Here is a 13,894-nt window from a genome sequence, read left to right on the forward strand (position 1 = left end):
GCTGGTGACCGTCGAAACGCCCGCCACCGCAGAGGCCCCAGTCACCTCTCGCCGCACCACCTGGCTCGTGCTCGGAGCCGTGGCCGTGACTCTGCTGCTCTGGGCGTCGGCCTTCGTCGCGATCCGCCACCTCGGGCGTGACGTCCCACCCGGCGCGCTGTCGCTGGGCCGGCTGCTCGTCGCGTCCGTGGCGCTCGGGGTGTTCGTCTTCCGCCGGCCACGCACCTGGCCGGCCCGCCGCGACTGGCCGCTGCTGCTGCTGTGCGGCATCGGCTGGTTCGGGGTCTACAACCTCGCCCTCAACGAGGCCGAGCGGCGCATCGACGCCGGCACCTCCGCCCTCATCGTGCAGATCGGGCCGATCATCGTCGCGCTGCTGGCCACCGTGTTCCTCGGCGAGCCGATGACGCGCTGGCTGCTCATCGGGATGGCGGTCGGCTTCGCGGGAGTCGTCGTCATCGCGCGCGGCTTCTCCTCCGGCGACTCGGGCGACATGGTCGGCGTCTGGCTCGCCGTGCTGGCGGCGATCACGTATGCCGTCGGCGTCCTCGCGCAGAAACCGCTCCTCGGGCGACTCCCGGGCCCCGAGGTCACCTGGCTGGCCTGCATCATCGGCGCCGTCGTGTGCCTGCCGTGGAGCGGCGAGCTCGTGACCGTGGTGCGCGACAGCGACGCGGCGACGTTGTGGTGGATCGCCTACCTGGGCATCTTCCCGACGGCGATCGCCTTCTCGACGTGGGCCTACGTGCTCGCCCGCAGCAACGCGGGCACGCTGACCCTGACGACCTTCCTGGTGCCGTTCATCGCCACCCTCATCGCGTGGGCGCTGCTGTCGGAGGTGCCCCCGCCGCTGACGTTCGTTGGCGGCGCCCTGTGCATCGCCGGTGTGCTGCTGACGCGGCGCAAGCCACGACGCCCGGTTGCCGCCGAGACGACCGAGTGAATGCCGCACGTGTGGACAAACCTTCCATTCTGTTCGAACTGGTGTTCTAATAGAGTTGTTGGATCCGACGGCAGGAGGAGGGCGGCGTGCCTTATCAGGAGGCGACTCCTACCGTTCTGGCCCGGATTGCCTATGTGCTGGGTGCCCGCGGCGAGGCCGCTTCGGTGCGCCGCTTCACCGGCAAGGGTCCGCGGGCGACTGCAGACGCCGACGGCTCGTTCCGCGATGAGGGGCTCGACGAGGAGGCGGGGGAACTCGTCGCCGAGATCCAGGCGCTCGAGCGGTCGAAGGCGCGCACCGAGGCACGGCTGATCGCCGCCTATGCAGCACTGCACACGGTCGAGGAGCTCCAGCTCGCGAGACTCCCGCGGACGCCGGTCCCGCTCTCCGTCGACCAGGTCGTGACCCAGGAGATCGCCTCTGCCACGGGGGTCGGCGCCGCGGAGGTGTCGCGTCGGCTCGAGCTGGCAACGACACCGAGACGCCACCGGCTGCTGCGCCAGCGACTGTCCGAAGGCCGCGTCAGCCTGCACCGTGCCCTGCAGGTCGTCGCCGAGACCCGGTCCCTCGACGACAGCGTGCTCCCTGATCTCGAGGCTGCCGTGCTGGCCCCCGCGCCGGACGGCTCTGTGTCGTCGCAGCGCCTCTTCATGAGCCGACTGCGCCGCTGCGTCCGCAGTGCCGACCATCGCGGTGAGGGCGAGCGACGCTGCCCGGCCCTTCGTCGACGCAACGTCCACGGGCGCCTCACCGACGACGGTATGGGGGTGTTCACGGTCGTCGCTCCGGCGGAACGGGTCGTCGGCGTCCTCGACCGGGTCGACGCGCTGGCCCGAGCCACCCGTGCAGCCGGTGACGAGCGCACGCTCGACCAGCTGCGCAGCGACGTGCTCACCGACCTCGCCCTCTTCGGCACGGTGTCGGGCTCCGGTGGTCCCGTCCTCAGCCCGTCGGTCGAGCCATCGGGTATCGACGTCGCGACCACCTCCTCCGCAGGCTCGACCGGGCTCGACGCGGCAGTCCCATCTTCGGCCACGCTTGCGCCGACGTGCGGGTCGTGGCTCGCGTCCGCGCCGCCGGCTGTCGTCCGCATCGTCGTGCCGTTCGAGGTCGCCGTCGGCCTGTCGGATGCTGCGTGCGAGATCCCCGGCCATGGCTGGGTCACCGCCGCGCACGCCCGTCAGATCATGACCGCGCCAGGCTCTGTCTGGCAGCGACTCGCGGTCGACGTCGACTCGGGGTCGTGCGCTCGAGCTGTCCTCCGACCGCTATGAGCCGACGCGCGAGATGGTCGAGCACGTGCGCGCCGTCGACGGCGTGTGCCGCGCTCCCGGGTGCCAGGTGCCGGCCGAACGCTGCGACGTCGACCACATCGTCCCGTGGCCGAAGGGCGAGACGCGGGTCTCGAACTTCGAGTCGCTGAGCCGCGGCTGCCACAACCCCAAGACCGCCCGGGCCTGGACGGTCGAGAAGGTCGACGACGACGGGCTTTGTTGGACCACCCTCGCGCGCCGCGACTACATCACCTACCCGAAGGACTGGCGCGAAGCGCTACGAGATCCCGGCGGCTGTTCAGGTGCGTCGAGTCCGCCGCGCTGCGGCGATACCGGGTGTACTGAGACCAGCAGCGACCCGCCTCCGTTCTGACGAGGCGTGCCCATGCCCCGGCCCACGTGGCTCCTGCTGGATAGCGCGCGGCGGACATGCGTGACGCCGGGTCGGTCGACCCGGCGTCAGCTGGAGGAGTTCGGTTCTGGTCGGCGTGGATGCTCCGGCACGGTCTGGGTCGTCGGTGCGGCTCAGCGGGCGACGGGGACGTCGTGCAGGACCCGGACGAGATCGCGGTCGACCTCGGCGTCCGCGCCGAAGGGGGCGCGTGGCAGCGAGAACGTCCGGCGGTGGTGCGGCCCGAGGGCTGCGACGAGAGCGACGATCATGGCGATGAAGAAGATGATGTCCATGGCAGAAATTCTGCGCCCGCCGCGATCCCGCCACGGGTGGCAGAACTGACGACTGTCGACAAGATTCTGCCAACCGTGCCATGCTGGCCGGATGTTGCGCACGATCGCGGTCATCGCCCAGGAACCGGTCGCCATGTTCGAGCTCGGCGTGCTGAGCGAGGTCTTCGGCATCGACCGCACCGACGACGGCGTCCCGCCCTTCGACTTCCGCGTCTGCTCGGCCCGTCCGGGCGAGCCACTGCGAACGACGAGCGGGCTGAGCATCGTCGCCCCGCTGCCGCTCGAAGCGGCCCGTGGCGCCGATCTCGTCGCCATCCCGGGCGGCGCGGTCGACGGCCCCTATGACGGCGACGTCCTCGAGATCCTCCGTCACACCGTCGAGGACGGTGGCCGCGTGCTGTCCGTCTGCTCCGGTGCCTTCCAGCTCGCCGCCGCAGGCCTGCTCGACGGTCGCGACTGCACCACCCACTGGCGGTATGCCGCGCGACTGGCCGACGAGCACCCGAGGGCGTGCGTCGACCTCGACGTCCTCTACGTCGAGGACGGTCCGGTGCTGACCAGCGCCGGCACCGCGGCCGGCATCGATGCCTGCCTTCACCTCGTGCGCACCGAGCTGGGTTCGGAGGTGGCGACCCGCATCGCGCGACGGATGGTCGTGCCGCCCCACCGCTCGGGCGGGCAGCGGCAGTTCGTCGAGACCCCTTTGCCGGCAGAGCCGTGCGAGGGGCTGCAGGAGGTCATGGAGTGGGTGGCCGAGCGCCTCGACGAGGAGCACTCGATCCCGTCCCTGGCGCGGCGGGCGGCGATGTCCGAGCGCACCTTCGCCAGGCGCTTCGCGGCCGAGGTGGGCACGACCCCGCACAAGTGGCTGACCAGCCAGCGCGTGCTGCGGGCCCGGCACCTGCTCGAGACCACGGACCTCGACGTCGAGCGCATCGCGCGGGAGAGCGGGTTCGCCACCGCAGCCGTGCTGCGCCACCACTTCCAGCGCGAGATCGGCATCCCGCCGGTGGCGTACCGACGCGCCTTCGCCAAGCAGCCCGCGTCCGCGTGAGCCCCTCTCCCGGGTGCGGTTGCAGCGCACCGATTCCCTCGTATGCCGCTGTCTCGGTGCAGCGCTAGACATTCAGATACGCGCCTATCGGCACAGGTCTCGCCGCGACAGAGGTCCTTACCGCGCGTAGGTTGCCGGCCAGTGGGACGACAACGGCGTCGTCCCCAGGCCAGAGGAGCGCCCTCCGTGACCCACCCCTCCGCACCGCCGTCCCGCCCGTCTCGCCCCGATCGCCCGACCCGCCGGCGCGCGCACCGCCTCCGCCGGATCGCCGGCGTCATCGTGCTCGCCGTCGCCGCAGCCCTGATGTCACCCGTGACGACGGCCCGCGCGACAGGCGACTTCTACGGCGCGCCGGCCTCCGTCGACGGGCCGCCCGGCAGCGTCCTGCGGTCCGAGCCGATGACCTTCTACCTCGACCCGCTGCGCGCCGTCCGCTCGACGGCGGCCGCCACCCGCGTCATGTACGCGACCCGCGACCGCACGGGCGCCCCCATCGCGGTCACGGGCACCGTGCTCGTGCCACCCGTGCCGTGGATCGGTCCGGGGCAGCGCCCCGTCGTCGGCTACGCCGCCGGCACCCAGGGCATGGGCGACCAGTGTGCGCCGAGCCGGCAGCTCGCGGCCGGCTCGGAGTACGAAGGCGTCTTCATCTCGGGCCTGCTGGCACGCGGCTACGCCGTTGCCATGACCGACTACCAGGGTCTCGGCACAGCAGGCACGCACACCTACATGGTGCGCGAGGCGCATGCGCACGCCGTCCTCGACATGGTCCGCGCCGCCCAGCGCCTCCCCGGCACGGGACTGCCCTCGGCGGGGCCGGCCATGCTCGCCGGCTACAGCCAGGGCGGCGGGGCCACCGCGGCGGCCGTGGAGCTCGCCCCCTCCTACGCTCCCGAACTCAGGCTGAGGGGCGCCGTGGCCGGGGCCGTGCCCGCAGACCTCGGTGCCGTCGCCGCCAACCTCGACGGCGGTCTCTACTCCGCCTTCGCCCTCTACGCCGTCGCCGGACAGTCCGCCGCCTACGGCCTCGACCTCGACGCCTTCCTCAACGCCCGCGGCACCTCCGTCATCCAGGCCGTCAAGGGCGAGTGCGTGGCCGAGTCCATCGCCCTGCACGCCTTCACCCGCTCGAGCGACCTGACGAAGGACGGCCGCTCCCTCACCGAGCTGGCCGCCGCCGAACCCTTCCGCTCGATCATCGCCGACCAGCGCCTCGGCCGCCTGGAGCCCACGGTGCCCGTGCTCGTCACCCACTCGGCGCTCGACGACGTCATCCCGTATGCCGTCGGGCGGCGTCTCGCGAGCGACTGGTGCGCCCGTGGTGCGAACGTCGCGTTCTCGCCCAACATCACCCCGACCCACGTGGGCGGCGCCGTGCCGTCGTTCGCCAAGCAGTTCGCCTTCCTCGAGGCGCGGGTCGCCGGCCTCCCGCAGGTCTCCGACTGCTGGTGGCTGTGACCGGTCAGGCCAGGGATCGGGGGCCCAGCGACCTTGGACCTCAGCGGTTCCGACGCGCGATCGCGGCCGAGAGGGCGGTTGCGAAACCGCACCACACGGCATACGGCGACAGGGCGACTCCGACCGTCCTATTGACCGACCCGGCCCGGCGGGCGAGGTCGGCGGAGCTGAGCGTCAGCACCGCCGCCTCGGCCGCCGCGGCCCACGGTCGCCGCGCCCGGAAGAAGACGGCGCTCCATGCCGCGTTGAGCACGAGGTTCGTGCCGAACGCCTTGAGGTAGCTGTTGCGGGCCGCCTTGTCGCCCGAGGCGTCGAGCTCGGTGAGCACCGTCGCCGAGCTTGCCGCGATGTCGGCGTAGAGCGCCGTCCACACCACGGGGAACGCGGCCGGCGGTGGCTGCCAGGCCGGCTTGTCCAGCGACGCGTACCAGCGCGAGTCGGGCCGGGTGGCGATCGAACCCGCGAGCGCGGCCGCGGTGACCGCCGCCCCGGTGAGCGCCAGGTTGCGCCACGCCGTGTCGGGCGGCACGGAGGCCATGGCCGAGCGCACCGCCGTGGCGAAGTCCGTCAGCCCGCCCGGCACGTCGACGTGCTGTTCGATGTCGCGCTCCTTGGCGACGACCTCGTGAACGAGGCTCCCCACCAGCGGCTTGGCCAGGCCGGCCGAGATGGGCGTGACGAGGCCGACCCAGTGGCTCGCGAGCCGCGGCGTCAGCACCGGCACCGTGACGACGACCGGTCGCCGCTGCCCGGTGACGTCGGCGAAGCGGCGGATCATCTCGCGGTAGGTGAGCACGTCGGGTCCGCCGATGTCGAACGTCCGGTTCACCTCGGGCGGAAGGCTGCCCGCCCCGACGAGCAGCGTCACGACGTCGTCGACGGCGATCGGCTGGATGCGGTTGTCGAGCCACTTCGGCGCGACCATCGCCGGCAGGCGCGTCGTGAGGTAGCGCAGCATGTCGAACGACGCCGACCCGTCGCCGATGACGACGGCGGCCTGGAGCACGGCCGTCGGAACGCCCGAGTCGAGCAGGATGCGGCCCACCTCGACGCGCGAGGCAAGGTGCGGCGAGAGCACCTCGTCGTCGGGGTGCAGCCCGCCGAGGTAGACGATGCGGCCGACGCCCTCCTCGCGGGCAGCCGTGCCGAACGTCGTGGCCGCGTCGCGGTCGCGCTCCTCGAAGTCGGGGCGGTCGTCCATCGAGTGCACGAGGTACCACGCGGCGTCGACCCCGCTGAGCGCCTTGCGCATGTCGGTAGGGGACGACACGTCGCCCTCGGCCACCTCGACCCGGTCGCGCCACGGGCGTCCGTCGAGCGACGAGCGGTGACGGGTCAGGACCCGCACCGACCACCCCTCGTCGAGCAGCCGAGGCACGACCTGGCCGCCGATGTAGCCGGATGCGCCGGTCACGAGCGCCGTGCGGGTGGTGTCGGGGTCAGCGGTCATCGTTCACCTCGTGAGTGAGAGGGCGGGTGGGAGGAGGACGAGCATCCCCGTCGACCACACGACGTGCGTGATGATCGGGCCGAGGAAGCCGCCGGTGACGCGGCGCTGCAGCCCGGTCACGACACCGATGACGGCGGCGGCGAAGACGAGCAGCGGCACGCCGCTGCCGACGGTGGTGAGGGCGTAGAGCACCGTGGTCAGCGCGACCGGGTGCCGGGGGATCGCGGCGTACAGGGCGCCGCGGAAGTAGATCTCCTCGACGACCCCGTTGAGGAAGGTGATGGCGAGCACCGCGGTGAACGAGCCGAAACGGGCGTGGTCGAGCAGCTGGTCGACGGGCTCGCGCAGCAGCGGGATGCGCGCCACGACGAGTGCGCCGAGCAGGAAGACGGCGAGCAGCAGCGACCCCAGGGCGAGCGACTGGACCACGGGCCGGGCCTGCTCGCCCCGACGCGTACGCCCCATGCCCGCGTGCAGCGGGCCGGACAGCAGCGCCCCCACGATCCACACCGCCGCGAGGCCGAGGGTGGCGACGTAGAAGAGCGGGTCGCCGGGCGTGATGCGCAGCGCCCACGCGAGCACGGCCGAGCCGATGACGAAGGTGACCGCCACGACGACCTGGCGGCGCCGGAAGACGTCGTCCGGGTCGCGGTGGTCACGGTCGACCTTCTGGATGAGCGCCGCGTTGACGAACGCGCGCAGCTCGGCCACGGGCCCCCGCATCGTGTCGACTCCTCGCCTAGCCTCGGGCCCGCTCGTAGCGAGCCAGCGTCTCCTTGCGCTCGTCGTCGTGGTCGACGATCCGCTCCGGATACTCGTCGTCGTACCCGTTCTCGTGCTTCCACGGCTCGTGCGCCGCCGCGCCGCTCAGGTGGCGCAGCTCCGGCACCCAGCGCCGCACGTACTCGCCGTCCGGGTCGAACTTGCGCCCCTGCGTCACCGGGTTGAAGACGCGGAAGTAGGGCGACGCGTCGGTGCCGGTGCCGGCGACCCACTGCCAGCCGTGGTTGTTCGAGGCGATGTCGCCGTCGATGAGGTGGTCGAGGAAGTGCTGGGCACCGACCGGCCACCAGACGTGGAGGTCCTTGGTGAGGAAGCTGGCCGTGATCATGCGCACCCGGTTGTGCATCCAGCCCTCCTCGAGCAGCTGGCGCATCCCCGCGTCGACGACGGGGTAGCCGGTGCGTCCCTCGCGCCACGCGTCGACGAGCCGGTCGGTCTCGGCCCCCGTGTCGTAGGGCAGCTTCGCGAGCTCGGGCCGCAGGTCGTGCCAGGCCGAGCGCGGGTTGTGCCAGAGCACGTCGGCGTAGAACTCGCGCCAGATGAGCTCGGTGACGTATGCCGTCGCCGCCTTCGAGCGCCCGGCCGAGTGGGCGGCGATGTCGGCGAGGATGGTGCGCGGGTGGATCTCGCCGTACTTCAAGGGGGCCGACAGCCGCGAGGTCGTGTCGAGGTCGGGTCGGTCGCGTTCGTCGTCGTAGGCCGTCAAGCCGTCGTGGAGGAACGCCTGCCACCGCTTGAGCGCGGCTGCCTCACCGGCCTCCATGTGCGGCGCCTTCGGCAACGGGTCGCTGCGCACGTCGTCGCGCCGCCAGGCGATGCGCTTGGGGCGTGCGGCGGGTGCGGGTCGCCCGTGCTGGTGCCATGCCCTGGAGAACGGCGTGAAGACCTTGTAGGGAGAACCGGACTGGTTGACGATGCGACCTGGCCCGACGGCATACGGCGTGCCCGTGGCGACGAGCTCGCAGCCCTGGTCGGCCAGCGCCTTCTCGACCTTCTCGTCGCGGCGGCGGCCGTAGGGCGTCGTCTCGCGCGAGACGTGCACCTGGTGGGCGCCGACCTGCTTCGCGAGGCGCGGGATGACGTCGACGGGGTCGCCCTTGCGGATGACGAGCGCGTCGCGGGTGTCCTTCGACAGGGCCTTGAGGGAGGCGAGCAGCCGCTGCGAGCGCGGCGTGTCGGTGTCGAGCAGCCGGGGGTCGAGCACGAACACCGGCAGCACGCGCGTCGCACTGTCGACGGCTGCGAGCAGCGCCGGGTGGTCGCTCAGCCGCAGGTCGCGGCGGAACCACAGGATCGACGTGCTCGGATCGACCATCAGACCGGCGCCTCCTCGCGCTCGACCTCCTGCTCGACCTCTCGCTCGAGTCGCAGCTGGGCGACGTCGAGGTAGGCCGTGGCGAAGCCCGCCTCGCAGTAGGCCAGGTAGAACTCCCACTTGCGGCGGAACGTCTCGTCGAAGCCGAGCGCGTTGACCTCGGGCCAGCGGGCGAGGAACGTCTCGCGCCAGCGCCGCAGCGTCTCGGCGTAGTCGCTGCCGAACGCGTCGACGCCCGTCATCCGCAGGCTCGTGGCTGCCGAGGTGGTCTCGTGGATCGCCTGGAGGCTCGGGATGAGGCCGCCCGGGAAGATGTGCTTCTGGATCCAGCCGTAGGAGTGCTTCGTCGCGAGCAGCCGCTCGTGCGACATGAGGATCGCCTGCACGGCGGCGACACCGCCGGGGGCGAGCCGCTCGTCGATGGTGCGGAAGTAGGTCTCCCAGTACTCCTCGCCGACGGCCTCGATCATCTCGACGCTGACGACGGCGTCGTAGACACCCTCGACCTCGCGGTAGTCCTGGATGCGGATGTCGACCTGGTCGGCGTAGCCGGCCTCGGCCACCCGGACCCGGGCCAGTGCGGCCTGCTCCTTGGACAGGGTGACGGACGTGACGGTCGCGCCGCGACGTGCGGCCTCGAGGGCGAGCGTGCCCCAGCCGGTGCCGATCTCGAGCAGGCGGGTGTGCTGCCCGACCTTGGCCATGTCGAGGATGGCGTGCACCTTGCGCAGCTGCGCCTCCTCGAACGACTGCGTGCGCAGCGGCTGGTCCGGGTCGAAGATCGCCGAGCTGTAGCTCATCGTCTCGTCGAGGAACGTCGCGAAGAGGTCGTTGGACAGGTCGTAGTGCGCCTCGATGTTGCGGCGCGACCCGAGCAGCGAGTTGTTCTGGATCGACGGGATGCGGCGGTCGACGACGCCCCGCAGTCGCAGCCAACCCGGCGGCACGGCCGTCGTCATGCGCTCGGCGAACGGCGTGAGGAGGTCGGCGAGGTCGGTGCCCTCGGCCGCCTTCCAGTCGCCGGCCATGTAGCCCTCGCCGATGCCGATCTTCGGGTGGTGCGCGAGCCGCTCGAAGAGGGCGGTCGGGCGGACGATCTCGAGGGCCGGGCGGTCGGCGCGGCGCGTGCCGCCGTCGAGGAGCGAGCCGTCGGGCATGACGACGTCGACGGGCACGCGTTTGGCCACCTGGGAGAGGATGCTGCGGGCCAGGCGGGCCCGCACGCACAGCACGCGCAAGGTGGGGCGGCGCAGGCAGAGCGGCTGGGCCATGGTGGGGGACTGGGCGGTCATCGGACGGCCTCCTCGGGGTGTCGGGGGCGGGGCACGACGGGCAGGCGGCGCAACCAGAGCCGGATGCCGTGCGCGCGGATCAGGGCGGTCACGCGCTGGGTCATCAGCCCGTGGCGTCGGACGAGTCGGAGCAGGGCGCGAGGGGTCGCCGGCTCGGGGGTGCCGCGCGTCACGGCGGTCATGATGCGCTCGCCTTCGCGCTCGAGGGCGACGGTCACGCTGACGGCACGCGGCTCGAGCACGAGGCGGACGGCATACTCGCCGCTCGTGTCGTTGAAGGGCGACACGTAGAAGGCCTTACCCACCGTCGCCGTGCCGTCGTCGGCGACGTCGAGCAGGTACCCGTGGCGCTCGCCATACGTGTTGTGCACCTCGAAGACGACGGCGAGCAGGCTGTTGTCGGGCCGGAGGCACCAGAAGACCGACAGCGGGTCGAAGGTGTGCCCCAGCACCCGGGCATTGGCGAGCATGAGCACCCGGTCGGTGGGCTCGAGCGTGACGCCGCGCGCCTCGAGGAACCGCGAGACGTCGCCGCGTATGCCGCCGCCGAGCCGTCCGCGGTCGAGGTGGTCGCGCGCGTCGAACCGGGCGAACAGCCTTGCGGGCCAAGGCATCCGGGGCAGGTCGTCGAGGTCGACGAGCCACTGGTAGTGGCCGTACGTGAAGCTGTGGCGCAGGGGGGTGCGGCGTGAGTGGGCGACGGTTCCGTCGACGAGGGCCGGCACCGGGGGCGGCGTCAGGACCGCTGTCACCAGCGGACCCCGAAGGACTCGGCCGCCTCCACGCCCGACCGGCACCCGTCCTCGTGGAAGCCCCAGCCGAGGTGTGCCCCGGCGAAGGCGAGGCGGTCGCCGCCGGCGCCACGCAGCCGGGCCGCAGCGTCGACGGCCTCACGGGTGAAGATCGGGTGGTCGTAGGTCATCCGCGCCGTGACGAGGGACTCGTCGACGCTGCCGGCGGGGTTGAGGGTGACGACGTGGTCGTCGGCGTCGGTGAGGCCGTGCAGGCGGTTCATCCAGTAGCTGACCGTCACGTCGGGCGCCGGTGCGTCGCAGGCGTGCATGCGGTAGTTCCACGACGCCCTGGCCTGCCTCGGCCTCGGCAGCACCGACGAGTCGCGGTGCAGCCACGTCTCGTTGCGCGAGTAGCGGATCGCCGACAGGTCCCGCTTCTCGTCCGGGGTGGCGTCGGCGAGCAGGTCGAGCGCCTGGTCGGCGTGGGTGGCGACGACGACGCGGTCGAACGTCGTGGTGTGGCCGCCGCCGACGATCACGTCGACCCCGTCGTCGTGCCTGGCCACTGCGGTCACGGGGCTCTCCTTGCGCACGTCGGGCAGACGCTCGACGAGCCGTTCGACGTAGGTCGCCGACCCGCCGGTGACGGTGCGCCACGTGGGCGAGCCCGTCACCGTCAGCATGCCGTGGTGGTCGAGGAACCGGAAGAGGTGACGCGCGGGGTAGGACGACGCGTCGAGGTCGCCGCACGACCAGACGCAGGCCACGAGCGGGATGGCGAAGTGCCGCACGAAGTAGGTGGAGAAGCGGTGCTGCGCGAGGAACTCTCCCCACGTCGGGTGCTGCGTCTCGTCGGCGAGGAGGGCACGGGCCGCGCGGTGGAAGCGCGGCACGTCGGCCAGCATCCGCACGAAGCGGGGGTCGGCGAGGCGGCGACGCTGGGCGAACATCCCCTTGGGACCGCGCCCGCCGGCATACGAGAGCCCGCAGCCCCGGCACGTGATGCTCATGCTCATCTCGGTCGGCTGCGTGGGCACGTCGAGCTCGCGGAAGAGGCGGAGCAGGTGCGGGTAGGTCTTCTCGTTGTGGACGATGAACCCGCTGTCGATGCGCAGCGACCCGTCACGGCCGGGCACGTCGTGGGTGTGCGCGTGGCCGCCGAGCCGGCGGTCGCTCTCGAAGAGCGTCACGTCGTGGGTCGCGCTGAGCACGTGGGCGGCCGTGAGGCCCGAGACGCCCGCGCCGATGACGGCTGCTGAGGGTCTGGTGCTGGGTCCCGTGCGGGGTCGGGGGGTGCTGTGGGGGCGGTTCACCGAGGCCTCCTGGCTGATGGGTCCCGGGTGGTTCGGCGCGGCGCCCCGACCGGATTGCGGCGGCCAGCGACCTTGTCGGGCCGTCGGTTTCGACGCGGTTTCGACGTGGTGCGTTGTCCATCCTTCGTCCACACCGTAGAGTGGCTGTTCAAGGTATGTCAAAGGTTTGGGAGTAGGCCATGGTCATCGTGCGCACCGTCACCGTCGAGCAGCCGGTGGACCGCGTCTTCGCCTACCTCTCCGACTTCACCAACACCAACGACTGGGACCCCGGCACGGTCCGCACCGAGCGCGTCGCCGGCGAGGGCGGCGTCGGCACGCGGTACCACAACACCTCGAAGTTCCTCGGCCGCGAGACCGAGCTCGACTACCTCGTCACCGAGCACGTGCCGGGCGAGAAGGTCGCGCTGCGCGGCGAGAACGCGACCGTCGTCGCCCACGACACCATGACCTTCGTGCGCACCGTGATGGGGGGCGGCGGCGCCGCCGGCAGCCCCGGCAGCGGCACGGGCACGACCGTCACCTACCGGGCCGAGTTCGAGTTCAAGGGCGTCGCCAAGCTCGTCGCGCCGCTCTTCGCGCCGGCCTTCAAGAAGCTCGGTGACGAGGCCGAGCAAGGCCTGCGCCGGGCACTCGGACAGCTGGCATAACCATGTACACCATCAAACGTGCGGCGGAGCTGACCGGGATCAGCGTCGCCACCCTGCGTGCCTGGGAGCGACGCTACGGCGTCGTCAGCCCCAAGCGTTCCGACGGCGGCTACCGGCTCTACGGCGCCGAGGACGTGCGCGCCCTCGCCATCATGAACTCCCTCGTCAACGAGGGCTGGTCGGCCCGTGAGGCGGCGGCCGAGACCCTGCGCCGCCTCTCGTCCCGCGACCCGGCCGGCAAGGACGGCCGCGACGGCCGCGAGCGCACCCACGCCGTCCCCCGTCGCGTGGCGCCCCTGCGGCCGGGCAGCCGCTACCAGTCCGAGGACGCCGAGGCCTTCATCCGCGCCGCCGAGCGGCTCGACAGCGCGTCGGCGACCGCGGTGCTCGACGCCCGCTTCAGCCTCGGCACCTTCGAGCACGTCGTCGACGACTGGCTCATGCCGACGCTCGAGCTCGTCGGCGAGGAGTGGGCGCACGGCCGCCTCACCGTCGCCGGTGAGCACCTCGTCTCGTATGCCGTGCAGCGCCGTCTCGCGGCCGCCTACGAGGCCGCCTCGGGCCGGTCCGACGGGCCGACCCTGCTCATCGGCCTGCCGCCGGGCGCTCGGCACGAGCTCGGCCTGCTCGCCTTCGCCGTCGCCGCACGCCGTGCCGGGTTCGCCACCGTCTACGTCGGCGCCGACCTGCCCGCCGAGGAGTGGGTGCGCGCCATCGAGGCACGCCGAGCCGCGGGCATGGTCATGGCCGTGCCGCGACACGTCGACATCGCCGCCGCCCGCAAGATCGTCGAGACCGTCAACCGCAGTCACCCCGAGGTCGTCATCGGCCTCGGCGGCAGCCAGCAGGACGATATCGAGGGAGGCTGCGTGCACCTCGGCCACTCGATCACCGTGGCCGTCGGCGAGATGTCGCGGCGCCTGCGCGTCCCCGCCTGA

Annotated in this window: 14 protein-coding genes; 7 read left to right on the forward strand and 7 right to left on the reverse strand. The window is 72.2% G+C overall.

Annotated features, from left to right (window positions below; all coding sequences use genetic code 11):
- Nucleotides 1–4 precede the first annotated feature (4 nt).
- From ACXR8F_RS06125 to ACXR8F_RS06135, 3 genes are all read left to right on the forward strand, one after another.
- Nucleotides 5–943, forward strand: a complete 939-nt coding sequence (locus tag ACXR8F_RS06125) for a DMT family transporter (RefSeq protein WP_458799186.1) — start codon at nt 5–7, stop codon at nt 941–943.
- A 134-nt stretch (nt 944–1,077) separates the two neighbouring features.
- Nucleotides 1,078–2,217, forward strand: a complete 1,140-nt coding sequence (locus ACXR8F_RS06130) for a hypothetical protein (protein ID WP_458799187.1) — start codon at nt 1,078–1,080, stop codon at nt 2,215–2,217.
- A 13-nt stretch (nt 2,218–2,230) separates the two neighbouring features.
- Nucleotides 2,231–2,590, forward strand: a complete 360-nt coding sequence (locus ACXR8F_RS06135; protein WP_458799188.1) for an HNH endonuclease signature motif containing protein — start codon at nt 2,231–2,233, stop codon at nt 2,588–2,590.
- A gap of 152 nt (nt 2,591–2,742) precedes the next feature.
- Here the strand turns inward: ACXR8F_RS06135 and ACXR8F_RS06140 are convergent, their stop codons facing one another.
- Nucleotides 2,743–2,904, reverse strand: a complete 162-nt coding sequence (locus ACXR8F_RS06140) for a hypothetical protein (RefSeq protein ID WP_458799189.1) — start codon at nt 2,902–2,904, stop codon at nt 2,743–2,745.
- A 91-nt stretch (nt 2,905–2,995) separates the two neighbouring features.
- Here ACXR8F_RS06140 and ACXR8F_RS06145 point away from each other — a divergent pair, with 91 nt between their 5' ends.
- Complete coding sequence (locus ACXR8F_RS06145) at nt 2,996–3,958, forward strand: GlxA family transcriptional regulator (protein ID WP_458799190.1); 963 nt, start codon at nt 2,996–2,998, stop codon at nt 3,956–3,958.
- Nucleotides 3,959–4,144: 186 nt separating this feature from the next.
- Entirely contained in the window at nt 4,145–5,419 is a 1,275-nt protein-coding gene (locus tag ACXR8F_RS06150) for a lipase family protein (protein WP_458799191.1), read from the forward strand.
- Between the two features lie 40 nt (nt 5,420–5,459).
- Here ACXR8F_RS06150 and ACXR8F_RS06155 read toward each other — a convergent pair whose 3' ends face one another.
- The 6 genes from ACXR8F_RS06155 to ACXR8F_RS06180 are packed head-to-tail and all read right to left on the reverse strand — an operon-like array spanning nt 5,460 to nt 12,306.
- Nucleotides 5,460–6,869: a tryptophan-rich sensory protein gene (locus tag ACXR8F_RS06155; RefSeq protein WP_458799192.1), complete on the reverse strand. Its 1,410-nt coding sequence runs from the start codon at nt 6,867–6,869 to the stop codon at nt 5,460–5,462.
- A 3-nt stretch (nt 6,870–6,872) separates the two neighbouring features.
- On the reverse strand, nt 6,873–7,592 hold the full coding sequence (locus ACXR8F_RS06160; protein ID WP_458799193.1) for a CPBP family intramembrane glutamic endopeptidase: 720 nt from the start codon (nt 7,590–7,592) through the stop codon (nt 6,873–6,875).
- A gap of 16 nt (nt 7,593–7,608) precedes the next feature.
- Complete coding sequence (locus ACXR8F_RS06165; protein WP_458799194.1) at nt 7,609–8,967, reverse strand: cryptochrome/photolyase family protein; 1,359 nt, start codon at nt 8,965–8,967, stop codon at nt 7,609–7,611.
- Nucleotides 8,967–10,259 (reverse strand): class I SAM-dependent methyltransferase, encoded by a 1,293-nt coding sequence (locus tag ACXR8F_RS06170; RefSeq protein ID WP_045192904.1) that lies wholly within the window; start codon nt 10,257–10,259, stop codon nt 8,967–8,969. Before ACXR8F_RS06170 ends, ACXR8F_RS06165 begins: the two co-directional genes overlap by 1 nt.
- Nucleotides 10,256–11,011 carry a DUF1365 domain-containing protein gene (locus tag ACXR8F_RS06175; protein ID WP_458799195.1) on the reverse strand — a complete coding sequence of 252 codons (756 nt, stop codon included), beginning with the start codon at nt 11,009–11,011 and terminating at the stop codon, nt 10,256–10,258. Before ACXR8F_RS06175 ends, ACXR8F_RS06170 begins: the two co-directional genes overlap by 4 nt.
- The gene (locus tag ACXR8F_RS06180; RefSeq protein ID WP_458799196.1) at nt 11,008–12,306 is read right to left on the reverse strand and encodes an NAD(P)/FAD-dependent oxidoreductase; all 1,299 of its coding nucleotides are present in this window, start codon (nt 12,304–12,306) and stop codon (nt 11,008–11,010) included. The genes ACXR8F_RS06175 and ACXR8F_RS06180 overlap by 4 nt, the downstream gene beginning before the upstream one ends.
- 179 nt (nt 12,307–12,485) lie before the next feature.
- Here ACXR8F_RS06180 and ACXR8F_RS06185 point away from each other — a divergent pair, with 179 nt between their 5' ends.
- Together ACXR8F_RS06185 and ACXR8F_RS06190 are read left to right on the forward strand one after the other, a co-directional pair.
- Entirely contained in the window at nt 12,486–12,956 is a 471-nt protein-coding gene (locus ACXR8F_RS06185; protein WP_458799197.1) for an SRPBCC family protein, read from the forward strand.
- Nucleotides 12,957–12,958: 2 nt separating this feature from the next.
- Nucleotides 12,959–13,894, forward strand: coding sequence for a MerR family transcriptional regulator (locus ACXR8F_RS06190; protein WP_458799198.1), 936 nt, complete (start codon nt 12,959–12,961; stop codon nt 13,892–13,894).

The organism is Terrabacter sp. AAH1 (assembly GCF_054456855.1).

Coding starts and splice junctions, on each gene's coding strand:
- ACXR8F_RS06135 (WP_458799188.1), top strand. CDS start 2,231: ATGGTCGAGCACGTGCGCGCCGTCGACGGCGTGTGCCGCGCTCCCGGG.
- ACXR8F_RS06140 (WP_458799189.1), bottom strand. CDS start 2,904: ATGGACATCATCTTCTTCATCGCCATGATCGTCGCTCTCGTCGCAGCC.
- ACXR8F_RS06145 (WP_458799190.1), top strand. CDS start 2,996: ATGTTGCGCACGATCGCGGTCATCGCCCAGGAACCGGTCGCCATGTTC.
- ACXR8F_RS06155 (WP_458799192.1), bottom strand. CDS start 6,869: ATGACCGCTGACCCCGACACCACCCGCACGGCGCTCGTGACCGGCGCA.
- ACXR8F_RS06160 (WP_458799193.1), bottom strand. CDS start 7,592: ATGCGGGGGCCCGTGGCCGAGCTGCGCGCGTTCGTCAACGCGGCGCTC.
- ACXR8F_RS06165 (WP_458799194.1), bottom strand. CDS start 8,967: ATGGTCGATCCGAGCACGTCGATCCTGTGGTTCCGCCGCGACCTGCGG.
- ACXR8F_RS06170 (WP_045192904.1), bottom strand. CDS start 10,259: ATGACCGCCCAGTCCCCCACCATGGCCCAGCCGCTCTGCCTGCGCCGC.
- ACXR8F_RS06185 (WP_458799197.1), top strand. CDS start 12,486: ATGGTCATCGTGCGCACCGTCACCGTCGAGCAGCCGGTGGACCGCGTC.
- ACXR8F_RS06190 (WP_458799198.1), top strand. CDS start 12,959: ATGTACACCATCAAACGTGCGGCGGAGCTGACCGGGATCAGCGTCGCC.